Here is a 20,171-nt window from a genome sequence, read left to right as displayed (position 1 = left end):
GCGGTCCGCGACCCGAAGGAGTCACCGGCGATGAGCCGATACCTGATCCTGCTGCCCGCCCCCGAGGCCGAGTGGGCCGAGCTGCCGCCCGAGGAGCACGAGAAGGGACACCGCTCCCACCAGCAGTTCCAGCGCGACCTCGAGGCCGAGGGGCACACCCTCGTGACCGTCAGCCCGCTCGAGCCCTCGGCGCAGGCGACGTCGATGCGTCCCGACGGTGCGGGCGGCGCCCTGGTCACCGAAGGGCCCTTCAGCGAGACGGCGGAGCAGGTCGTCGGGTTCTACCTCGTCGACTCGCGGGACGGCAACGCCCTGCGAGCGGCGTGCGAGCGTTTCGCCGCACGCGGCGAGCACATCGAGCTGCGCCGGCTGGCGGAGTGAGGAGGAACGTGATGACCGACTACATCGTGCTGCTGTTCGGCGACACGGAGGCGTGGTGGGACACGCCCGAGGAGGAGAAGAAGGCGACCTACGACGTCCACGGGAGGTTCACCGAGGAGCTGACCAGGCGCGGCCACACCATCACCGGCGGTGCGGAGCTGCCGCGGGCGTCCGAGGCGAGGACGCTCGCGCCGCACGCCGACAGCGTGAGCGACGGCCCGTGGGCCGAGACGACCGAGCAGCTCGGCGGCTACTACGAGGTCAGCACCGACGACCTGGACGACCTCATGGACGTGTGCCGCATCCTGTCGGCGACCGGGGACGCCGTCGAGGTGCGACGCAAGCTCACGGGAGAGGAGGCCGCGTCATGAGGTACCTCGTGCTGCTGATGGACGACGGTGACGAGAAGCTCTGGTCCGAGCAGACGCCGGAGGAGCAGACCGCCACCATGGCCAGGTTCGGCGACTTCGACGCGGCCTGCGCCGCTCGCGAGGGGGTCGAGATCCTCGCTGGCGAGGCGCTGGCCGGCCCCGAGGCCGCTACCACCGTGCGCACCCGTGACGGACGTGTGCAGGTCACCGAGGGGCCCTACGCCGAGGCGGTGGAGGGGATGGGCGGGTTCTACCTGGTCGAGGCACCTGACCTCGACGTGCTCCTGGAGCTGCTGCGGGTGCTGCCGGCGTACGACATCCAGGTGTCCCCCGCGGTGGACGTGGGCTGACCGCCGCACATGACCGACGCCGACCCCGACGTGACCGACGCGCTGACCGACGTCGTGCGCGAGGAGTGGGGCCGCCTCGTGGCCCTCCTCCTCGCGCAGTTCCGCCGCCTCGACCTCGTCGAGGACGCGCTGGGGGACGCGGTGGAGTCAGCGAGTCGTACCTGGCCCACCGACGGCGTGCCGACCAACCCACCGGCCTGGCTGATGACCGCGGCCCGCCGGAGGGTCCTCGACCGGCTCCGCACCGAGGACGTCGCCCGGCGCACGCAGCCGCTCCTGCGCGTCGACGCCGAGCACCGCCAGGAAGGAGCACGCACCATGGCCGACGCCGGCAGCCTGGTCGAGGACGACGTGCTGCGCCTGGTGCTCATGTGCGCCCACCCGGCACTTGCGCCCGAGGCGGCCAGCGCGCTCAGCCTGCGGCTGGTCCTCGGCGTCCCGACGGCCGACATCGCCCGGCTGTTCCTGGTGCCGGAGCCGACGATGGCGGCGCGGATCACCCGCGCCAAGAAGCGCATCGTCGGAGCCGGCATCCCGTTCGCCGTGCCCGACGCCGGCGTGCTGCCGGAGCGCCTCGAGACGGTGGCGCAGACCGCCTACCTCGCCTTCACCGCCGGCTACTCCCCCGGCACCGGTCCCGACCTGTTGCGCGCCGAGCAGTCCGGCGAGGCGATCCGGCTGGTGCGCGTCGTGCTGGGCCTGCGTCCCGACGAGCCGGCGCTCGTGGCCCTGCTGGCGCTGATGCTGCTGCAGCACTCGCGACGCGACGCCCGGGTCAGCGACGGACGCCTGGTGCTCCTCGCCGACCAGGACCGCACTCGGTGGCACCACGACGAGGTCGCCGAGGCCACCGGGCTGCTCGCCCGGCCGCACCTGGCCGGACCGCTGACCCCGCTCGCGGCGTCGTACGTCCTGCAGGCACGGATCGCCGCCGAGCACGCCACCGCGCCGACCGCGCAGGACACGCGATGGGACCGCGTCGTGGGGCTGTACGACGTGCTGCTGCAGGTCGCGCCCACCCCGTCGGCCCGACTGGCGCGCGCTGTCGCGGTCGCCGAGCAGCACGGGCCGGCGGCGGGCCTCGACGCCCTGGAGGGGCTGGAGGTCCCGGAGAGCCACCGTCCCGCGGCGGTCCGGGCCGAGCTGCTGTCCCGCGCGGGGGACGTCGACGCAGCGCGAGCGGCGTACGACCAGGCCATCGCGGCCTGCCGCAACGAGGTGGAGACGGCGTTCCTCGTCGCGCAGCGCGATTCGCTGCCTGCCCGCTAGACCCCTCAGCCGGTCCCTACTGCTCGGGCACCGGCTGCTGCTTGGCGAGGACGGTGAGGCCCTCGTCGACGACGAAGCCGCGCGCGCGGTCGGCGTCCTGGTCGACGCCGATCTGCACCCCGGGCGGGACGACGACGCCCTTGTCGAGGATCGCGTTGCGCACGATCGCTCCCTCGCCGATGCGCACCCCGTCCATCAGCACCGAGTCGGAGACCTCGGCGCCGTCCTTGACCCACACCCCCGGCGAGAGCACCGACTGGTTGACGGTGCCGCCGCTGACGACGGTGCCGGGCGAGAGGATCGAGTTGTAGGTCGACACCTTCGCGCCGCTGGCACCCTCGACCAGCTTGGCGGGCGGGTGCGGGCCGTAGCTGGTGTAGATCGGCCACGCGGTGTTGTAGAGGTTGAAGACCGGCAGCGGCGAGACCAGGTCCATGTGGGCGGCGTAGTAGGACCGCATCGTCCCGACGTCGCGCCAGTAGCCGCGGTCGCGGTCGGTCGCGCCCGGCACCTCGTTGTCCTTGTAGTCGTAGACCGCCGACTCCGACTTGTCGACGAACCACGGCACGATGTCGCCGCCCATGTCGTGCTTGGACTGCTCGCGCTCGGCGTCGCGGGTCACGGCGTCGCGCAGGGCGTCGGCGTCGAAGACGTAGTTGCCCATGCTCGCCAGCACCTCCTCGGGCGAGTCGGGCAGGCCCACCGGGTCGGTCGGCTTCTCGAGGAACGCCCGGATCCGCCGGGGGCTGGCGGGGTCGACGTCGATGACCCCGAACTGGTCGGCGAGGTCGATCGGCTGGCGGATCGCGGCGACCGTGCAGCCGGCACCGGACTCGACGTGGTCGGCGACCATCTGCGCGAAGTCCATCCGGTAGACGTGGTCGGCACCCACCACGACGACGATGTCGGGCTGCTCGTCGGTGAGCAGGTTGAGCGACTGGTAGATGGCGTCGGCGCTGCCGAGGTACCACCGCTTGCCGACGCGCTGCTGGGCCGGCACCGGGGTGACGTAGTTGCCGAGGAGCTGCGACATCCGCCAGGTCGTGGTGACGTGGCGGTCGAGGCTGTGCGACTTGTACTGGGTCAGCACGACGACCTTGAGGTAGCCGGAGTTGACGACGTTGGACAGGGCGAAGTCGATCAACCGGTAGATCCCGCCGAACGGGACGGCGGGCTTGGCCCGGTCGGCCGTGAGCGGCATCAGGCGCTTGCCCTCACCCCCTGCCAGGACGACGGCGAGGACCTTCTTGCGACTCGGCGTGACTGACATGTCATGAAACTAGCCGTCCGCCGGGGCGCGGTCGACCTCCCTCGGGACCTGTGTTTGGGGCTAGGTTCGGCCCATGCGCATCGACGTCCTCAGCAAGGAGTACCCACCGGAGGTCTACGGCGGCGCAGGCGTCCACGTGGCCGAGCTGGTCCGTGCCCTCCGGGTGCTGCCCGACGTCGACGCCCGGGTGCGCTGCTTCGGGGCGCCGCGCTCCGAGCCCGGCACGACGGCGTACGCCGAGCCGGAGTCGTTGGCCGGGGCGAATCCCGCGATCCGCACGCTGGGCGTCGACCTCGCGATGGTCGACGACTGCGCCGGAGCCGACCTGGTCCACTCGCACACCTGGTACGCCAACATGGCCGGCCACCTCGCCGGGCTGATGCACGGCATCCCCCACGTCGTCAGCGCCCACTCGCTCGAGCCGATGCGGCCCTGGAAGGCCGAGCAGCTCGGTGGCGGCTACGCACTGTCGAGCTGGGCCGAGCGGACGGCGTACGAGGGCGCCGCCGGCATCATCGCCGTCAGCGCCGCGATGCGCGACGACGTGCTGCGCAGCTATCCCTCCGTCGACCCCGCGCGTGTGCACGTGGTGCACAACGGCATCGACACCACGGAGTGGGCGCCGGTGGCCGATCCCGACCGGGTGCGCGAGCTGGGCGTCGACCCCGACCGGCCGAGCGTGATCTTCGTCGGCCGCATCACCCGGCAGAAGGGCCTGCCGCTCTTCCTGCGGGCCGCGGCCGCGCTGCCGCCCGACGTCCAGCTCGTGCTGTGCGCCGGCGCGCCCGACACCCCGGAGATCGAGGCCGAGGTCCGGGGCCTGGTCGACGACCTCGCCGCGACGCGGTCCGGCGTGGTGTGGATCGCCGAGATGCTGCCCCGCCCCGACGTCGTCGCCCTGCTGACCGCCGCCACCGTCTTCGCCTGCCCGTCGATCTACGAGCCGCTCGGCATCGTCAACCTCGAGGCGATGGCCTGCGAGACCGCCGTCGTCGCGACCGCCACGGGTGGCATCCCCGAGGTCGTCGTCGACGGTGAGACCGGCTGGCTGGTCCCCATCGAGCAGGCCACCGACGGCACCGGCACCCCGCTCGACCCCGAGCGCTACGTCGCCGACCTGGCCGCCGCGCTGACCGACGCGGTCAGCGACCCCGACCGCGCCCGCGCCTACGGCATCGCCGGCCGCCGCCGCGCCGAGGAGTCCTTCAGCTGGGGCTCGATCGCCACCCGCACCCTCGACCTCTACTCCTCGCTCGTCTGACGCTCGATCGGACCGAACGACCGTCCGGGGCCGTCCGGCCCGCGCGCGATCGTCTGCGCCGACGCCATCGGTCCGTACGACGGCCTGTGGAGAACCGCCCTGACGCCCTGGGTCTGCACCACGCTGGACCGATGGAGATCTCGGACCTCATGCCCGTGCTCGGTGGAGTGGCTACACGCGACATGCTCGTGCGCCTGACCTCGCGACGCGCACTGGAGTCGGCACTGGCCGCCGGCGAGGTCGTGAAGGTCAACCGGGGCAGGTACGCCGTCCCCGGGGTCCACCAGGGCACCGAGCTCGCCCTGATGGTGACGGGCCACGTGTGCCTGGTCTCCGCTGCCCTTGCCCACGGTTGGAAGGTCAAGGTCGTGCCGGACGTGCCGCAGATCGCCGTACCGAAGGACCGCCGGATCGACGCCGCCGTCCGGACCCGCATGGCCGTGGCCTGGACGGACCTGCACGACACCCAGGTCGAGGGACTCGCCACGAACGCGTCGACCACGCTCGCGATGTGCGGGCGCCGGCTGCCCTTCGACGAGGCCCTGGCCATCGCTGACTCGGCACTGCGGGACGGTTTCCCCGTCGACCGGCTCCGTGAGCTGGCGGCCGGAGCGCGCGGCCCCGGTTCGGCCCGCCTCCGGCGCGTGGCTGCCCATGCGGACGGTCGGTCGGACAATCCCTTCGAGTCCGTGCTCCGGGCCCTCGCCATCGACGTCCCTGGACTCGACGTCGAGCCGCAGGTCCGCATCTCCGGCGACCTCGGCCTGCGCGTGAGGGCGGACCTGGTCGACCGCCGCCTCCGGATGGTCCTCGAGGCCGACTCCTTCGAGTGGCACGGCGACCGGACTGCGCTGCGGCGCGACTCCCGGCGCTACGACCTGCTCGTCGCCAACGGCTGGACCGTGCTGCGCTTCTCGTGGGAGGACGTCATGCACGACCAGGACTTCGTTCGCGCGGTCCTGGCTGCGACTGTCGTACGGACCGAACGAGCGTTGGCGCGCACCGCCCCTGCGTGACGGAGGCCCGGCAGGGGATGTTCGGTCCGTACGACGGTCGGTCGCCTGCGGCAGGTCGGGGATGCCGGTCGACCCGCGGCGGGTCTACCGTGGATCGACCAGGAGGCGCCATGAGCCAGCCGAGCCCCGAGCCCGTGCCGCCCGCCGTGCGGGCGCAGATCCTCGCGACCGAGCACTGGGGCCTGCTGGCCGTGCGGAGCCAGACCTGGAGCGAGGTCATGGGCCGGATCACCTCGCAGCTGATGTTCACCTCGGCCACGCTGCTGTTCCTCGCCCTGGCCGGGCAGGCGCTCTCCTACTCGCCCACCTTCCGGCTGCTGGCCATCGCGCTCGGGCTGACGCTGCTGGTCGCCGGCACGCTCACCGCGTTCCGGGTCCACAACGCCAGCCAGGAGGACTACATGTTCCTCAAGGGCATGAACCGGCTCCGGGCGGCGTACGTCGACATCGACCCGACGTTGGCGCCGTACTTCATCACCGGCCTGACCGACGACCACCCCGGGATCCTGCAGACCTACGGGATGGGCGCGCCCCGGCGCAATGCCAGTCAGGTCCTGGCGAGCTCGGCGATGTTCATCGTCGTCGTCAACACGCTGGTGGCCGCTGGGGTCACCGCGTTCGTGCTGTGGCCCGCGGGCCCGTGGGTCACCGCTGTCGCCGCGACGGTGGTCGGCGGGGCGCACTTCGCCGCCTGGATCTGGCTCGGGTGGCGCGCCTGGCAGGTCAACCTCGACCCCGCCCACACACGCTTTCCCGCGCAGTCACCCGACGGCGAGGTCAGCTGAGGACGAGCCCGGGGTAGAGCGGGTGCTTGTCGAGCATCTCGGCCGAGCGCTTGGTGACGCGGTCGGCGACCCCGTCGCCCAGGACGTACGACGCCTTGCTGGGCGCGCCGGCCTTGGTGGTGCCGGCCTCGGTGTTGGACAGCACGTCGACGATCAGCTCGGCCACGGTGTCGAACTCGTCGTGGCCGAAGCCGCGGGTGGTGAGCGCAGGGGTGCCGAGCCGGATGCCGGAGGTGTACCAGGCGCCGTTGGGGTCGGCCGGGACGGAGTTGCGGTTGGTGACGACCCCGGCGTCGAGCAGTGCCGACTCGGCCTGCCGGCCGGTGAGGCCGAAGGACGACACGTCGAGCAGGACGAGGTGGTTGTCGGTGCCGCCGGTGACCAGCGTGGCGCCGCGGGTCAGGAAGCCCTCGGCCAGCGACTTCGCGTTGTCGGCGATCCGCTGGGCGTAGTCCTGGAACTCGGTGGTGCGGGCCTCGGCGAGGGCGACGGCCTTGGCCGCCATCACGTGCGACAGCGGGCCACCCAGCACCATCGGGCAGCCGCGGTCGACGTCGGCCGCGAACTCCTCCTGCGCCAGCACCATGCCGCCTCGCGGGCCACGCAGGGACTTGTGGGTGGTGGTCGTGGTGATGTGGGCGTAGGGAACCGGGTTCTCCTCGCCGGTGAACACCTTGCCCGCGACGAGACCGGCGAAGTGGGCCATGTCGACCATCAGCACGGCGCCGACCTCGTCGGCGATCTCGCGCATCCTGGCGAAGTTCACGCGACGCGGGTAGGCGGAGTAGCCGGCGACGAGGACGAGCGGCTTGAACTCGCGGGCCTTGGCGGCGACGGCGTCGTAGTCGAGCAGGCCGGTCTCCGGGTCGGTGCCGTACTGCTGCTGGTGGAACATCTTGCCGCTGATGTTGGGGCGGAAGCCGTGGGTGAGGTGCCCGCCGGCGTCGAGCGACATCCCGAGCAGGCGCTGGTCCCCGAACTCGTGGCGCAGCGTCTCCCAGTCGGCCTCGGTGAGCTCGTTGACGTTCTTCGCCTGCATCTTCTCCAGGTACGGCGACTCGACCTTGTGGGCGAGGATCGACCAGAAGGCGACGAGGTTGGCGTCGATGCCGGAGTGCGGCTGGACGTAGGCGTAGGGGGCGCCGAAGAGCTCGCGGGCGTGCTCGGCGGCGAGCGACTCGACGGTGTCGACGTTCTGGCAGCCGGCGTAGAAGCGGTGGCCGACGGTGCCCTCGGCGTACTTGTCGCTGAACCAGGTGCCCATGGTCATCAGGACGGCGGGCGACGCGTAGTTCTCCGACGCGATCAGCTTGAGCGAGGCCCGCTGGTCGGCGAGCTCCTGGCGGGTCGCCTCCGCGATGCGGGGTTCGACCGAGGCGATGACCTCGAGGGCCTGCGAGTACGCACTGCTGATCAGGGAGTCCGTCATGGCCCACAGCCTAGAGGTCACCGGGCACCGTCGCGCCCGGGCCTGCAGCCGCTGGACACCACCCAGCGGGAACGCCGGTCGAGTCCGGTCCGTTGATGCCTCGTGGCCCTCCCCTCCCTCCCCGACCAGGCCGAGCGGCTCGTCCGCCTCGGTGTCCACGTCCTCGCCGGGATCCCGGCCGACCGCCTGCACCAGGCGGCCTCCTCCGCCCACCCAGGCTCCCTGCTGGTGACCTCCGCACCGGCCTCCGCACTCGCCCCGATGCTCCGCCTCGGCGACCGGTCCGGCTTCGTCGTCGAGGACATGACCGATGTCGACGACTTCGCTCCGACCGTGGACGTGCCAGCGACGCCGTACGTCGTCGAGGGGCTCGATCGCGGCGACGACTTCTCGAACCGGACGCCGCAGGAATCGGTGCCGGAGATCGTGGCGGCCGGCCGCGCGCCCCTGACCCTCGCGGAGGGTCTGCACTGGGTGCTGCAGGACCCCGACGTGCTCGAGCGCAACGCCTGCTTCATGACGCCCGGCACGCGGCTGCGACGGGCCGACGGGACGTACGACGCCCGGACGCCGGCACTGTGGATCAGCAACGGGACCGGACGGGACGGCCGCGAGCGCCGCCACGCCCCCAAGCTGGGCTGGTGCTGGTGGGGCAACCGGCACACCTGGCTCGGCATCGCGTCCTGCGAGCGGCGTACTCATGCGTAACGAGAGTGTGACCTGGGCCGCACTCCGTGCCCACCCCGGGCGGGACCTCCAACAGTCGTCTCACATCGTGGCGCCCAATCCCACATGACGAGATTTCGGCTTGTGGAACGCGTGTCCAAGCCCTGAGACTTCTTGACATGGTCACCGCTTCCACCCACGCACACCTTGTGGTTCGACGTCACGTCGACCTCATGCGCGTGGGCAGCGCGACCTGTTGGCATCGCTGACGCCGCCCCTGCACCCCCTTCCGCGCTCAACGTCGCGCGCGGCACTCCTCAGCGAACAGGACTCTCCTGACCATGCCTGACCTCCGGTTCACGCCCCAGGCCGCCCAGCACACCGAGATCCCGCGCCCCAAGCGCGCCGAGGGTCAGTGGGCGCTCGGCTACACCGAGCCGCTCAACAAGAACGAGCAGTCCAAGAAGGACGACGACCCGCTCAACGTGCGCGACCGCATCCTCTACACCTACTCGCGCCGGGGCTTCGACTCCATCGACCCGGCCGACCTCCGCGGCCGCTTCCGGTGGATGGGTCTCTACACGCAGCGCGCTCCCGGCTTCGACGGTGGCAAGACCGCCCAGCTCGAGGAGGAGGAGCTCGACGACCGCTTCTTCATGATGCGCGTGCGAACCGACGGCGCGATCCTCGACGCCGCCGCCCTCCGGGCGCTCGGCGAGGTGTCGACGGCCTACGCCCGCAACACCGCTGACATCACCGACCGCAACAACATCCAGTACCACTGGATCGAGATCGAGAGCGTCCCGGCGATCTGGGAGCGGCTCGAGGCGGTCGGCCTCACCACGCTCGAGGCATGCGGCGACAGCCCGCGCCCCTTCCTCGGCTCGCCGGTCGCCGGCATCGCCAAGGACGAGATCATCGACGGCTCCGAGGCGCTCGCGGAGATCAAGCGCCGCATCCTCGGCAACCCGGACTTCTCCAACCTGCCGCGCAAGTTCAAGACCGCGCTGACGGGCCACCCCAGCCACGACGTCGCGCCCGAGGTGAACGACGTGTCGTTCGTCGGCACCGTCCACCCCGAGCACGGCCCGGGCTTCGACCTCTGGGTCGGCGGCGGGCTGTCCACGAACCCGATGCTCGCGCACAAGCTGGGCGTCTGGATCCCGCTCGACGAGGTCGCCGACGCCTGGGAGGGCGTCGCCGGCATCTTCCGCGACTACGGCTACCGCAGGCTGCGCTCGAAGGCCCGCCTGAAGTTCCTGCTCGCCGACTGGGGCAAGGACAAGTTCCGCGAGGTCCTGGAGAACGAGTACCTCCACCGCCCGCTCGTGGACAACCCCTCCCCCGAGGCGCCGATCGCCCAGGGCGACCACATCGGCATCCACGAGCAGAAGGACGGCCGGTTCTACGTCGGCGCCGCTCCCGTGGTGGGTCGCATCGACGGCACCACGCTGAGCGCGCTCGGCGACCTCGTGGAGCGCTACGGCGCCCGCGGCGCCCGGCTGACGGCGTACCAGAAGCTGGTCGTGATCGGCGTCGCGGCCGAGGACACCGAGGCGTTCGCGGACGACCTCGAGAAGATCGGCCTCACCGCCCGTCCGAGCAACTGGCGCCGCTCGACGATGGCCTGCACCGGCATCGAGTTCTGCAAGCTCGCCATCGTCGACACCAAGGAGCGCGCCCGCCGGCTCGTGACCGAGCTCGAGAAGCGCTTCCCCGACCTCGACACCGACATCTCGGTCAACGTGAACGGCTGCCCCAACGCCTGCGCCCGCACCCAGGTCGCCGACATCGGCCTCAAGGGCCAGCTCGTCATGGACGCCGACGGCCGGCAGGTCGAGGGCTTCCAGGTGCACCTCGGCGGCGCGCTCGGGCTGAACCCCGCCATGGGCCGCAAGCTCCGCGCCCACAAGGTCACCAGCGCCGGACTCGACGACTACGTGACGGCCGTCGTCAGCGCGTACCTCCAGGACCGGACCGAGGGCGAGCGGTTCGCCGCCTGGGTCGCCCGCGCCGACGACGTCCTGCTGCGCGGGGAGCCGGTGTCGGTCTGATGTCCGAGCGAGCCGTTCCCTTCCACTGCCCCTACTGCGGGGACGAGAACCTGTTCCCCCGCGAGGGTGCGGGGGCCTGGGAGTGCCGCTCGTGCCTGCGCAGCTTCACCGTGCAGATGACCGGGATGATCCCCCACCCCGGAGCAGGCCCCGCCGTCGAGGGGGGCACGTCATGAGCCTCTCCACCCGCGCCGCCCGCGCCTTCAAGGGCACCCACACCGAGGGCCGTACGCCGGAGGAGCTCCGCGAGCTCGTCTCCCACGTCGGCGCCGAGCTCGAGCTCGCCCCGGCCGAGGTGATCATCGAGTGGGCCGTCGCGACGTTCGGCGACCGGTTCGCGATCACCTCCTCGATGGGCGACGCCGTGCTCGCGCACCTCGCCTCGAAGGTCGCCCCCGGCATCGACGTGGTGTTCCTCGACACCGGCTACCACTTCGTCGAGACCATCGGCACCCGCGACGCCGTGGAGGCCACCCTGCCGGTCAACCTGCGCACGGTCAGCACCTCGCTCACCGTCGCCGAGCAGGACGCCCAGTACGGCAAGGACCTCTACAAGACCGACCCCGACCTCTGCTGCGCGCTGCGCAAGGTGAAGCCGCTCGCCGACACCCTCGCCGAGTACGACGCCTGGGCCACCGGCCTGCGCCGCGCCGAGACCCACAACCGGGTCATCGCCCCGGTCGTCGGCTGGGACGCCCGCAAGGGCAAGGTCAAGGTCTCCCCGCTGGCCCGGTGGAGCGACGAGCAGGTCGAGCAGTACGTCCTCGACAACGGCGTGCTCGTGAACCCGCTCGTCCACGACGGCTACCCCAGCATCGGCTGCTGGCCCTGCACGCGCCGCGTCGCTCCCGGCGACGACCCGCGCAGCGGGCGCTGGGCCGGCACCTCCAAGACGGAGTGCGGGATCCACGCATGAATTCACCCCAGTCCCGCGACAGCGTTGTCGCACATCCCCAGCACAACAGCACGACACACGATCGGAGGCACCCCTGATGGCTGCTCCTGCTCTGGTTGCCCTGGCCCACGGAAGCCGGGACCCGCGTTCGGCCGCGACGATCAAGGCGCTCGTCGCCGAGGTCAAGGCGATGCGCCCCGACCTCAGGATCGAGACGGCCTTCCTCGACCTCTCCAAGCCGAGCTTCGACACGGTCGTCGACCGCCTCGTCAAGGCCGGCCACGACGAGATCGTCGTCGTCCCGCTCCTGCTCACCGAGGCCTACCACGCGAAGGTCGACGTGCCGGAGGCCATCGCCGCGGCGATGGCGCGCCACGACGGCGTCCGCATCCAGGCCAGCCGGATCCTCGGCATGGAGGCTGCCTTCCTCGAGGTGCTCGACGTCCGCCTGCGCGACGCGCTCAAGGCCGCCCGGGTGCGCGAGCTCGACGCGCTCGTGCTCGCTGCCGCCGGCTCCTCCGACCCGCTGGCCAACCAGGCCGTCGCCCGTATCGCCCGCACCTGGGGTGCGCGGCACCGGCTGCCGGTCACCGCGGCGTTCGCCTCGGCCGCTCCCCCGGCCGCCGGCGAGGCGGTGCGCGCCTTCCGCTCCGAGGGCAAGCGCCACATCGCCGTGGCCTCGTTCTTCCTCGCGCCCGGCCGGCTGCCCGACCGCGCGACCGAGCTGGCCGTCGAGGCCGGTGCGGTGGCGGTCTCCGACCCGCTCGGGGCCCACCCCGCTGTCGCCCGCGCGATCCTCGCCCGCTACGCCGTCGGTGCCGTCGAACTGGTTCCCGTCTGATCGACTCGGCGCATCTGTGCGCGGGATACCGCTCGAGTCGGCGCATCTGTACACGCGTCCTGATACAGATGCGCCGACTCGGCCCTCAATCTGCGAACACATGCGCCGACTCGGCTAGAGGTGCTTCAGGGCCTCGCGTCGGGAGAGCCCGCTGAGCCGGTCGTCGTACGTGGCGACGAAGGACCGGACCCAGTCCGGGTCGGTGCGCGCGTGCTGCCGGAGTGCCCAGCCGAGCGCCTTGCGGACGAAGAACTCCCGGCCGTACGTCGTGTCGTCGAGGTTGGCGACCAGCACCCGCTCCAGCAGGTCGGTGTCGGTGTCCTCGCGGTGGCGCAGCTGGGCCAGCATCGCCGTACGCCGGACCCACAGGCTGTCGGCGTCGACCGCCCACCGCTCGATGACCGGCGTGGCGTGCGCGCGGTGGTCGAGGAGGACCTGGCCGACGGGGTGGGCGGCGATCTCGTCGACGACGTCCCACCACGCGCCGGTGCGCACGAGCTGCTCCAGCAGTGGCAGCAGGCCGGGGTCGAGCCACGGGCGGTAGGTCCGGTGACGCAGCAGGGCGATCGCTGCGTACCACTCCTCACGGTGCTCGGCGTCCTCCCACAGCTCGAGGACCGCTGCCTCCCACTGGGCGCGGTCGATGAAGCGGTGCTCGACCAGCAGCGGCCGGAGCAGCGCCTTGAGAGCTGGTGAGCCGAGGCCGACGTAGGGCAGCTCGGACTTCATGTAGGCCCGCTGCTGTGCGGCTCGCTCCGGGTCGCCCACTCCGACGAGGGCGGCCCGGACCGCGCCGACGTACGTCACCGGCGTCAGCCGACCAGGCGCTCGCGCAGGTGCTCGAGCTGGCGCGCCGGGTCGTCGGTGAGGCCGCCGTGGACCGGGCCGGGCTGGAGCACGGTGCTGCGCGGCGCCTTGAGGAAGCCGAAGCGCTGGCCGAGGGACTGCCGCGCCGCCTCGCCGCCGCGCTCGTCGCCGCGGCACACCCAGTCGGTGAAGGCGAGGGCGTCGCACACCTGGTCGACGTCGATGCCGGGGTGGATGGCGCGGAGCCGGTCGGCGTCGACCGACCACGACACGTCGAGGAAGTCGTCGGCCTGGCAGTGCAGCACGACGCCGACGTTGACGAACTCCTCACGCTCGGGGCGCGGGACGCAGCGGAGCACGACGTACTGGTAGGCCATCCGGCGGGCGGTCATCGTGTCGCTCCCGGGAGCCACTGACGGGTGCCGACGCGGGCGACGAGGAAGTCGACGTACGCCGCGCGCAGGGCGTCCGGCGTCTCCGCGCCGGGCACCGGCTCGAGCCAGACGTCGGGCACCTCGGCGAGCACGTCGACGAAGACGTCGCGGCCCAGTGGTGCCGCGATCTCCTCGTCGAGCTCGCGGGCGCGGCCCGCGCACTCCTCGAAGACGTGACCGCTCGCGTCCCACGGCTGCGCGGCGAACCTGGCCGGGTCGGTGACCCCGGACCGCCAGCCGTGGTGGAAGTAGAGGGACGCGCCGTGGTCGATGACCCACAGGTCGCCGTGCCAGAGCAGCAGGTTGGGGTTGCGCCACGAGCGGTCGACGTTGGCGGTGAAGGCGTCGAGCCACAGCACGCGGGCGCCCTCGTCGTCCGCAGCGCTGACCTGGCCGTCGACGCCGAACGACCCGGGGAGGAAGTCGATGCCGAGATTCGGCCCCACGCTCGCGTTGAGGAGGTCCTGCACCTCCTCGTCGGCCTCGTAGCGGGCGAGCTCCGGGTCGAGGTCGAGGACGACGAGGCGTGGGGTGCGCAGCCCGAGGCGGGTGGCGAGGGCGCTCACGATCACCTCGGCAACGAGAACCTTGGCGCCCTGTCCTGCGCCGCGGAACTTGCAGACATAGGTGCCGAGGTCGTCGCCCTCCACCACCCCGGGCAGGCTGCCGCCCTCACGGAGGGGCGTGACGTAACGGGTGACGGTGACGGTGGGAAGTCCGGCGATGATCACTGGACCGGCGTCTCCTCGGTCAGGCGCTTGGTCTCGGCCTCCACGTCGAAGTCGGCGACGGGCCACTTCAGGTCGAGGCCACGGAGGGTGTCGAGGACGAGGTGGCCGATGGCGAGGTTGCGGAACCACTTCTTGTCCGACGGGACCACGTGCCACGGCGCCGCGTCGGTGTTCGTGCGCTCCAGGGCGATCTCGTAGGCATCGCGGTAGGCCGCCCACATCGCGCGCTCGTCAAGGTCACCGGGGTTGTACTTCCAGTGCTTCTCGGGGTTGGCCAGCCGCTCGGCGAGCCGAGTCTTCTGCTCGTCGGCGCTGATGTGGAGCATGCACTTGATGATGGAGAACCCCTTCCCGGCCAGCCGGGCCTCGAAGTCGTTGATGGCGCCGTAGCGACGCTCGAGCTCGTCGGCGTCGGCGAAGTTGCGGACCCGGGCGATCAGGACGTCCTCGTAGTGCGAGCGGTCGAAGACCCCGATGTAGCCGGCGTCTGGCAGGCCCTTCTCGATGCGCCAGAGGAAGTCGTGCTGCTTCTCCTCGTCCGTCGGTGCCTTGAAGCTGGTGATGCGGACGCCCTGCGGGTCGACGAGGCCGATCGTGTGGCGGAGGACGCCGCCCTTGCCGCTCGTGTCCATGCCCTGCAGCACCAGCAGCACGCGCCGCTCGGACCCGGCGGTGCGCTCGGCCCAGAGCCGCTCCTGCAGGTCGGCGAGCTCGGTCCCCATCTCGGCGAGGGCAGCCTTGCCGTCGGACTTGCCGCCGTCGAAGCCGGGGGCCGCGTCGGTCTCGATGGTCGTCAGGTCGACGGGACCGCTGGGCAGGCGGAGCGCGTCGCGGATGGCTGGGCTCATGGGGTCATCATGGCCCACCACCGCACGCCGGGTGGCGTACGCCGTCGGGAGGCCGCGCGAGTCAGTGCGCGAGTGCGTCCGGGTCCACGACCGGCGGCAGCACCGACCACGGGAAGTCGATCCAGCGCTCGGTGGTGCGCCAGGAGTAGTCGGGCCGGATGACCGACTGGGGCTTCTCGTAGATCACCACCGTGCGGGCCTCGGCAACATGACCCTCGCAGAACTCGTGCACGAGCTCGAGGGTGCGGCCGGTGTCGGCGACGTCGTCGGCGATGAGCACCTTGAGGCCCGACAGGTCGATCGCCGCCGGCGTGGGCGGCAGCATGATCGGGACGTCGAGGCGCTGGTCGACGCCGGTGTAGAACTCGACGTTGACCACCGAGATGTTCTTGACCGCCAGCGCGTAGCCGAGCCCCATGCCGAGGGCGAGCCCGCCGCGCGCGATCGCGAGGATGATGTCGGGGCGGAACCCGGAGTCGGCCACCTCCTGCGCCAGCTCGCGGGTGGCCGTGCCGAAGAGGTCGTACGTGAGGACCTCGCGCTCGCTGCTCACGGCACCATCCCACCAGAGGTCGCCGCGCGCCGGAAGGGCGGCCCGGTCCCACCCCCCGGCGGAGCCCGACCAGGCCGGGTGGACCGGACTCAGAAGTCGGGGTGCCCCTCGTCGTCCTCGGACTCGCCGAGGGCCTCGCGGACGACCGAGAAGGCGAGGCCGGCGGCGTAGCCCTTGCGGGCCAGCAGCCCGGCCAGGCGGCGGGTGGCCACCTGGTGATCGAGGCCGCGCATGGAGCGCAGCTTCTTGTCGACGAGCGCCCGGGCGGCCAGCCGCTGGTCGGCCTCGTCGATCTGCTCGAGCGCGGTCTTGGAGTCCTCGTCGTCGATGCCCTTGCGGCGCAGCTCCTGGGCGAGCGCGCGGGGAGCCAGCCCACGGCTGCGGTGCCGGCTCTCCACCCACTGCCGGGCGTAGGCTGCGTCGTCGATCAGGCCGACCTCGGTGAAGCGGTCGAGCAGCTGGGTTGCCAGCTCGTCGGGCACGCCGCGCTTGGCCAGCTTGTCGGCCAGCTCCTTGCGGGAGCGGGCCTGCCCGGTCAGCGTGTCCAACAGGATCTTGCGGGCGACGGCCTCGGGATCGGCCTCGAGCTCGGCGGCCGCGGCCTCCTCGCGGGCGAGCCTGGCTGCCTCGCGCTCCTCCCAGGTGCGGGTGCGGCGGCCGCCCTTGCCGCCCTTGCCGCCCTTGCCGCCCTTGCCGCCCTTGCCGGCCTTGCCGGCCTGGCGCTTCCTGCCGCCCCCGCTGTCGCCGCCGCCGCTGTCGCCGCCACCGCCTGGGCGGGACGGACGCCGCTCGGCGGGCGTGGGTGGGGTCTCCCCCACCCACGCCTCGACTCCGAGCGCGACGTCGCCGACCCAGTCGGGTGCGGGACGGGTCTCACCCTCAGAAGTCATTGACCCCGATGGGCTCGTCGCTCAGGTCGTCGCCGGGCTTGTCGACGGCAGGGGTGACACCGAGCTTCTCGAGGATGAGCTTCTCGATCTCGTTGGCGAGGTCGGGGTTGTCGCGCAGGAAGTTGCGCGAGTTCTCCTTGCCCTGGCCGAGCTGGTCGCCCTCGTAGGTGTACCAGGCGCCGGCCTTGCGGATCAGGCCCGCCTCGACGCCGACGTCGATGAGGCCGCCCTCGCGGCTGATGCCCTTGCCGTACATGATGTCGAACTCGGCCTGCTTGAACGGCGGGGCCACCTTGTTCTTCACGACCTTGACGCGGGTGCGGTTGCCGACCATGTCGGTGCCGTCCTTGAGCGTCTCGATGCGGCGCACGTCGAGGCGCACCGAGGAGTAGAACTTCAGGGCGCGACCACCGGTCGTGGTCTCCGGCGAGCCGAACATCACGCCGATCTTCTCGCGCAGCTGGTTGATGAAGATCGCGGTGGTGCCGGAGTTGTTGAGGGCACCGGTCATCTTGCGCAGCGCCTGGCTCATCAGGCGGGCCTGGAGGCCGACGTGGCTGTCGCCCATCTCGCCCTCGATCTCGGCGCGGGGCACGAGCGCGGCCACCGAGTCGATGACGATCAGCGACAGCGCGCCGGAGCGGATCAGCATGTCGGCGATCTCGAGCGCCTGCTCACCCGAGTCGGGCTGGGAGACCAGCAGCGCGTCGGTGTCGACGCCGAGGGCCTTGGCGTAGTCGGGGTCGAGCGCGTGCTCGGCGTCGATGAAGGCGACGATGCCGCCGGCCGCCTGGGCGTTGGCCACCGCGTGGAGGGCGACCGTCGTCTTGCCGGAGGACTCCGGACCGTAGATCTCCACCACACGACCACGCGGCAGGCCGCCCAGGCCGAGGGCCACGTCGAGGGCGATCGACCCCGTCGGGATCACCTCGAGCGGCGCACGCGTCTCGTCGCCCAGTCGCATGACCGAGCCCTTGCCGAACTGCTTCTCCACCTGTGCGAGCGCGGCGTCGAGGGCCTTCTCGCGGTCTGCACCAGCCATTGCTGTGTCCCGTCTTGTCGTCGTGTCGTGTGAGGTACGTCTGCGACGCTAGGGCGAGCCACCGACAGTCCCTGATCAGGACGGTCGAACGCTGTGGACAACCTCGCCCCTCGTCGTACCTGTGGATGAACAGTAGCCCGAACAGGTGTTCGACGCGCGCTCCGGTCCCGGCGTGTCGCCGCCGAGACCTGGCGGGGCGAGGTGCGGCTCAGGAGTGCCGGCGGGTGACGGTGCCGGCGACCACGACCGCGACCGCCAGCAGCGCTGCGAACGTCGCCAGGGCGGCGTATCCCAGCGCGCCCACGATGACCCCGGCGAGGGCTCCACCCCCGGCGGCGGTGAGCGACATGGCCATGTCGGAGGTGCCCTGGACGTCGGTGCGGGACTCGATGGGCGTGCGGTCGGCGATCACGGTGGACGCGGCCACAGTGGCGCACGACCAGCCCAGGCCGAGGAGGAACAGCCCCGCGAAGATCTGCCACGAGGTGCCCTGCGGCGAGAGCCCGCACAGCGCCAGGGACACCAGCAGCACCACTCCCCCGGTGACCAGGACGACCGACCGGCCGAAGCGGTCGGCGGCCCACCCGACGAGCGGGGAGAAGGCGAACATGCCCAGCACGTGGATCGAGATGACGAACCCGATGACCTCGAGGTGAGCACCGCCGTGCTCCATGTGGAGCGGGGTCATGATCATCACGGTGACCATCGCGGCGTGGGCGCAGGCCATCGCCACCACCGCGGCCCCGACCGCCGGCACGTCGCGCACCACCGCGACGAAGCGGGCCCACGACCGGCCACGGGGCTCGGGGCCCGCACTCGGCACGACGCCGGCCGTCTCCTGCGCGAGCAGCAGCGGGTCCGGGCGGAGCCGCCACCAGACCCACCCGGCGGCGAGGACCAGGACGACCGAGCCGATGGCGAAGCCCCCGGTCAGCTCGGGCACGCCCATGGCACGGGCGACGGCCGCCCCCGCACCGAGGAGGTTCGGACCGGCGACGGCGCCGATCGTGGTCGCCCACACGACGAGCGACAGGGCACGGGCACGGTGCTCCTGGGTCGCCAGGTCGGTGGCGGCGTAGCGCGACCCGTTGTTGACCGCCGTCGTGGCACCCAGCATGAGGGCGCCGAGCAGCAGCACCGCCATCGAGTCGACGACGCCGGACACGACGGCCAGGACCGCGCCGGTCGCCCCGATCAGGTAACCCGCGACCAGCCCGACCCGTCGCCCGCGGCGGCGCATGACGCGCGCGAGGCCGTAGGCGGCGGCTGCCGTGCCGAGCACCTGGAACGTCTGGGCGAGGCCGGCCATCGTCTCGCTGCCGGAGATGTCGCGGGCGAGCAGGGAGGCCGTCGCGACGCCGATGGTCACCCCGACGGCGCCCACCGCCTGGGACACCACGAGGGTGCGGACCGTGCGCCGCTGGACGTCCGCGACTGTCTGGCCCGCGGCGAGCCGGGTGGTCACCGCTCGCTGTCCGGCAGCTCGAGCTGTCGGCGCACGGCGGCCCAGACCTGCTTGGGCGGCACCCCGGCGTCCAGTGCCTCCTGCGTCGTGCGACCGTCGAGGTCGCGCACGACGGTGAGCTCGGCCCACGTGCGGGAGTAGGCCCGCCCGAGGGTCTCGTCGAGCCGCGCCCAGAACTCCGTGTGCCTCATGACGACACCCCATCACGGACCGCCGACAGCTCGAGCCAGGTCTCCCCCCGGTCGCCCCCGATCCCCTGTCGGACCACGACGTCGCCGAAGCCCGAGGCACGGACCACGGCCTCGACGTCGGCCGCCCACCAGTAGGTGAAGTGTCGCGGACCGCTGATCGTCCCGTGGGTGGACCAGCCCTCGCCGTCGCCCTCCTTGAGCGAGACCTGCAGCAGCCCACCGGGCCGGGTGACCTCCGCCAGCCGGCCGAGCAGCGTGGGCAGGTCGGCCCGCGCGACGTGCAGCAGCGACGCGTTCGCCCACACGGCGTCGTACGGCCCCTCCGGCGAGGTCAGGTCGTCCACCAGCGGGTCGATGCGGTCGCACGCGTGGCCCTGCTCTCGCAGCAGCGCGACGAAGGCGGGCGTGACGTCGGTGCGCCGCACGGCGAGCCCGAGCTGCTCCATCAGCGCAGCGTCGCGACCGCCGCCCGACCCGATCTCGAGCACGCGCGCGCCCTGGCCGAGCCGTGCGGCGAGCTGCTCGAGGGCGGCGCGCACGGACGCCGGCACCGTCGCGGTGCGGGTGGCGTACGCCGCTGCGTCACGGTCGTAGGACCGGACGGTCTCGCTCGTCACGGCCT

At 72.1% G+C, this 20,171-nt stretch carries 24 protein-coding genes; 12 read left to right on the top strand and 12 right to left on the bottom strand.

Going from position 1 to position 20,171, the window contains the following annotated elements:
* The first annotated feature begins 30 nt into the window (after positions 1-30).
* From AC3A3L_RS15185 to AC3A3L_RS15170, 4 genes are read left to right on the top strand one after another with little or no spacing between them, the layout of a single operon-like run.
* Complete coding sequence (locus AC3A3L_RS15185) at positions 31-381, top strand: YciI family protein (protein ID WP_487640879.1); 351 nt, start codon at positions 31-33, stop codon at positions 379-381.
* Positions 382-392: 11 nt separating this feature from the next.
* Positions 393-752, top strand: coding sequence for a YciI family protein (locus AC3A3L_RS15180; protein ID WP_487640878.1), 360 nt, complete (start codon positions 393-395; stop codon positions 750-752).
* Positions 749-1,102 (top strand): YciI family protein, encoded by a 354-nt coding sequence (locus tag AC3A3L_RS15175; RefSeq protein ID WP_487640877.1) that lies wholly within the window; start codon positions 749-751, stop codon positions 1,100-1,102. The genes AC3A3L_RS15180 and AC3A3L_RS15175 overlap by 4 nt, the downstream gene beginning before the upstream one ends.
* A 9-nt stretch (positions 1,103-1,111) precedes the next feature.
* Positions 1,112-2,371, top strand: a complete 1,260-nt coding sequence (locus tag AC3A3L_RS15170) for an RNA polymerase sigma factor (protein WP_487640876.1) — start codon at positions 1,112-1,114, stop codon at positions 2,369-2,371.
* Between the two features lie 16 nt (positions 2,372-2,387).
* On the opposite strand, the gene glgC is transcribed toward AC3A3L_RS15170, so the two are convergent.
* Complete coding sequence (gene glgC / locus AC3A3L_RS15165) at positions 2,388-3,641, bottom strand: glucose-1-phosphate adenylyltransferase (protein ID WP_487640875.1); 1,254 nt, start codon at positions 3,639-3,641, stop codon at positions 2,388-2,390.
* Between the two features lie 73 nt (positions 3,642-3,714).
* On the opposite strand from glgC, the gene glgA reads away from it, so the two are divergent.
* The 3 genes from glgA to AC3A3L_RS15150 all read left to right on the top strand — a co-directional run bounded on the left by glgA (position 3,715) and on the right by AC3A3L_RS15150 (position 6,703).
* On the top strand, positions 3,715-4,902 hold the full coding sequence (gene glgA, locus AC3A3L_RS15160) for a glycogen synthase (RefSeq protein ID WP_487640874.1): 1,188 nt from the start codon (positions 3,715-3,717) through the stop codon (positions 4,900-4,902).
* 131 nt (positions 4,903-5,033) lie between these two features.
* Positions 5,034-5,918 carry a DUF559 domain-containing protein gene (locus tag AC3A3L_RS15155; RefSeq protein WP_487640873.1) on the top strand — a complete coding sequence of 295 codons (885 nt, stop codon included), beginning with the start codon at positions 5,034-5,036 and terminating at the stop codon, positions 5,916-5,918.
* Between the two features lie 110 nt (positions 5,919-6,028).
* Positions 6,029-6,703 carry a hypothetical protein gene (locus AC3A3L_RS15150; RefSeq protein ID WP_487640872.1) on the top strand — a complete coding sequence of 225 codons (675 nt, stop codon included), beginning with the start codon at positions 6,029-6,031 and terminating at the stop codon, positions 6,701-6,703.
* Here AC3A3L_RS15150 and AC3A3L_RS15145 read toward each other — a convergent pair.
* The gene (locus AC3A3L_RS15145) at positions 6,696-8,132 is read right to left on the bottom strand and encodes a glycine hydroxymethyltransferase (RefSeq protein WP_487640871.1); all 1,437 of its coding nucleotides are present in this window, start codon (positions 8,130-8,132) and stop codon (positions 6,696-6,698) included. The two genes, AC3A3L_RS15150 and AC3A3L_RS15145, sit on opposite strands and share 8 nt — an antisense overlap.
* Before the next feature lie 102 nt (positions 8,133-8,234).
* Here AC3A3L_RS15145 and AC3A3L_RS15140 point away from each other — a divergent pair, with 102 nt between their 5' ends.
* From AC3A3L_RS15140 to AC3A3L_RS15120, 5 genes are all read left to right on the top strand, one after another.
* Positions 8,235-8,840 carry a DUF5701 family protein gene (locus tag AC3A3L_RS15140; RefSeq protein ID WP_487640870.1) on the top strand — a complete coding sequence of 202 codons (606 nt, stop codon included), beginning with the start codon at positions 8,235-8,237 and terminating at the stop codon, positions 8,838-8,840.
* 299 nt (positions 8,841-9,139) lie between these two features.
* Entirely contained in the window at positions 9,140-10,852 is a 1,713-nt protein-coding gene (locus AC3A3L_RS15135; protein ID WP_487640869.1) for a nitrite/sulfite reductase, read from the top strand.
* The gene (locus AC3A3L_RS15130; RefSeq protein WP_487640868.1) at positions 10,852-11,028 is read left to right on the top strand and encodes a hypothetical protein; all 177 of its coding nucleotides are present in this window, start codon (positions 10,852-10,854) and stop codon (positions 11,026-11,028) included. The genes AC3A3L_RS15135 and AC3A3L_RS15130 overlap by 1 nt, the downstream gene beginning before the upstream one ends.
* Positions 11,025-11,768: a phosphoadenylyl-sulfate reductase gene (locus AC3A3L_RS15125; RefSeq protein ID WP_487640867.1), complete on the top strand. Its 744-nt coding sequence runs from the start codon at positions 11,025-11,027 to the stop codon at positions 11,766-11,768. Before AC3A3L_RS15130 ends, AC3A3L_RS15125 begins: the two co-directional genes overlap by 4 nt.
* Positions 11,769-11,844: 76 nt before the next feature.
* Positions 11,845-12,588, top strand: coding sequence for a sirohydrochlorin chelatase (locus AC3A3L_RS15120; RefSeq protein WP_487640866.1), 744 nt, complete (start codon positions 11,845-11,847; stop codon positions 12,586-12,588).
* A gap of 114 nt (positions 12,589-12,702) precedes the next feature.
* Here AC3A3L_RS15120 and AC3A3L_RS15115 read toward each other — a convergent pair whose 3' ends face one another.
* The 10 genes from AC3A3L_RS15115 to AC3A3L_RS15070 all read right to left on the bottom strand — a co-directional run bounded on the left by AC3A3L_RS15115 (position 12,703) and on the right by AC3A3L_RS15070 (position 20,166).
* On the bottom strand, positions 12,703-13,395 hold the full coding sequence (locus AC3A3L_RS15115) for a DNA alkylation repair protein (protein WP_487640865.1): 693 nt from the start codon (positions 13,393-13,395) through the stop codon (positions 12,703-12,705).
* Between the two features lie 5 nt (positions 13,396-13,400).
* Entirely contained in the window at positions 13,401-13,787 is a 387-nt protein-coding gene (locus AC3A3L_RS15110; RefSeq protein WP_487640864.1) for a DUF3037 domain-containing protein, read from the bottom strand.
* Entirely contained in the window at positions 13,784-14,560 is a 777-nt protein-coding gene (locus tag AC3A3L_RS15105) for a HipA family kinase (RefSeq protein ID WP_487640863.1), read from the bottom strand. The genes AC3A3L_RS15110 and AC3A3L_RS15105 overlap by 4 nt, the downstream gene beginning before the upstream one ends.
* A complete protein-coding gene (locus AC3A3L_RS15100; RefSeq protein ID WP_487640862.1) occupies positions 14,557-15,408 on the bottom strand; it encodes a PPK2 family polyphosphate kinase in 852 nt (283 codons plus the stop codon). The genes AC3A3L_RS15105 and AC3A3L_RS15100 overlap by 4 nt, the downstream gene beginning before the upstream one ends.
* A 61-nt stretch (positions 15,409-15,469) precedes the next feature.
* The gene (locus tag AC3A3L_RS15095) at positions 15,470-15,961 is read right to left on the bottom strand and encodes a phosphoribosyltransferase (RefSeq protein WP_487640861.1); all 492 of its coding nucleotides are present in this window, start codon (positions 15,959-15,961) and stop codon (positions 15,470-15,472) included.
* An 89-nt stretch (positions 15,962-16,050) separates the two neighbouring features.
* Positions 16,051-16,851, bottom strand: coding sequence for a regulatory protein RecX (locus tag AC3A3L_RS15090; protein ID WP_487640860.1), 801 nt, complete (start codon positions 16,849-16,851; stop codon positions 16,051-16,053).
* Positions 16,841-17,893, bottom strand: a complete 1,053-nt coding sequence (gene recA, locus AC3A3L_RS15085) for a recombinase RecA (protein ID WP_268111092.1) — start codon at positions 17,891-17,893, stop codon at positions 16,841-16,843. Before recA ends, AC3A3L_RS15090 begins: the two co-directional genes overlap by 11 nt.
* A 208-nt stretch (positions 17,894-18,101) precedes the next feature.
* Positions 18,102-19,358: an MFS transporter gene (locus AC3A3L_RS15080; RefSeq protein WP_487640859.1), complete on the bottom strand. Its 1,257-nt coding sequence runs from the start codon at positions 19,356-19,358 to the stop codon at positions 18,102-18,104.
* A complete protein-coding gene (locus AC3A3L_RS15075; protein ID WP_487640858.1) occupies positions 19,355-19,549 on the bottom strand; it encodes a DUF3046 domain-containing protein in 195 nt (64 codons plus the stop codon). Before AC3A3L_RS15075 ends, AC3A3L_RS15080 begins: the two co-directional genes overlap by 4 nt.
* Entirely contained in the window at positions 19,546-20,166 is a 621-nt protein-coding gene (locus AC3A3L_RS15070; RefSeq protein ID WP_487640857.1) for a class I SAM-dependent methyltransferase, read from the bottom strand. Before AC3A3L_RS15070 ends, AC3A3L_RS15075 begins: the two co-directional genes overlap by 4 nt.
* Between the last annotated feature and the right edge of the window lie 5 nt (positions 20,167-20,171).

Source organism: Nocardioides sp. Soil_C_8 (assembly GCF_057656315.1).
Note: the sequence above shows the minus strand (reverse complement) of the source record. Positions and strands in the feature narration are given on the sequence as shown.

Bases quoted from the DNA above. Each gene is read 5' to 3' on its own strand.
- AC3A3L_RS15185 (WP_487640879.1), top strand. From the start codon at position 31: ATGAGCCGATACCTGATCCTGCTGCCCGCCCCCGAGGCCGAGTGGGCC.
- AC3A3L_RS15180 (WP_487640878.1), top strand. From the start codon at position 393: ATGACCGACTACATCGTGCTGCTGTTCGGCGACACGGAGGCGTGGTGG.
- AC3A3L_RS15175 (WP_487640877.1), top strand. From the start codon at position 749: ATGAGGTACCTCGTGCTGCTGATGGACGACGGTGACGAGAAGCTCTGG.
- AC3A3L_RS15170 (WP_487640876.1), top strand. From the start codon at position 1,112: ATGACCGACGCCGACCCCGACGTGACCGACGCGCTGACCGACGTCGTG.
- glgC (WP_487640875.1), bottom strand. From the start codon at position 3,641: ATGTCAGTCACGCCGAGTCGCAAGAAGGTCCTCGCCGTCGTCCTGGCA.
- glgA (WP_487640874.1), top strand. From the start codon at position 3,715: ATGCGCATCGACGTCCTCAGCAAGGAGTACCCACCGGAGGTCTACGGC.
- AC3A3L_RS15155 (WP_487640873.1), top strand. From the start codon at position 5,034: ATGGAGATCTCGGACCTCATGCCCGTGCTCGGTGGAGTGGCTACACGC.
- AC3A3L_RS15150 (WP_487640872.1), top strand. From the start codon at position 6,029: ATGAGCCAGCCGAGCCCCGAGCCCGTGCCGCCCGCCGTGCGGGCGCAG.
- AC3A3L_RS15145 (WP_487640871.1), bottom strand. From the start codon at position 8,132: ATGACGGACTCCCTGATCAGCAGTGCGTACTCGCAGGCCCTCGAGGTC.
- AC3A3L_RS15135 (WP_487640869.1), top strand. From the start codon at position 9,140: ATGCCTGACCTCCGGTTCACGCCCCAGGCCGCCCAGCACACCGAGATC.
- AC3A3L_RS15130 (WP_487640868.1), top strand. From the start codon at position 10,852: ATGTCCGAGCGAGCCGTTCCCTTCCACTGCCCCTACTGCGGGGACGAG.
- AC3A3L_RS15125 (WP_487640867.1), top strand. From the start codon at position 11,025: ATGAGCCTCTCCACCCGCGCCGCCCGCGCCTTCAAGGGCACCCACACC.
- AC3A3L_RS15120 (WP_487640866.1), top strand. From the start codon at position 11,845: ATGGCTGCTCCTGCTCTGGTTGCCCTGGCCCACGGAAGCCGGGACCCG.
- AC3A3L_RS15110 (WP_487640864.1), bottom strand. From the start codon at position 13,787: ATGACCGCCCGCCGGATGGCCTACCAGTACGTCGTGCTCCGCTGCGTC.
- AC3A3L_RS15100 (WP_487640862.1), bottom strand. From the start codon at position 15,408: ATGAGCCCAGCCATCCGCGACGCGCTCCGCCTGCCCAGCGGTCCCGTC.
- AC3A3L_RS15090 (WP_487640860.1), bottom strand. From the start codon at position 16,851: ATGACTTCTGAGGGTGAGACCCGTCCCGCACCCGACTGGGTCGGCGAC.
- recA (WP_268111092.1), bottom strand. From the start codon at position 17,893: ATGGCTGGTGCAGACCGCGAGAAGGCCCTCGACGCCGCGCTCGCACAG.
- AC3A3L_RS15075 (WP_487640858.1), bottom strand. From the start codon at position 19,549: ATGAGGCACACGGAGTTCTGGGCGCGGCTCGACGAGACCCTCGGGCGG.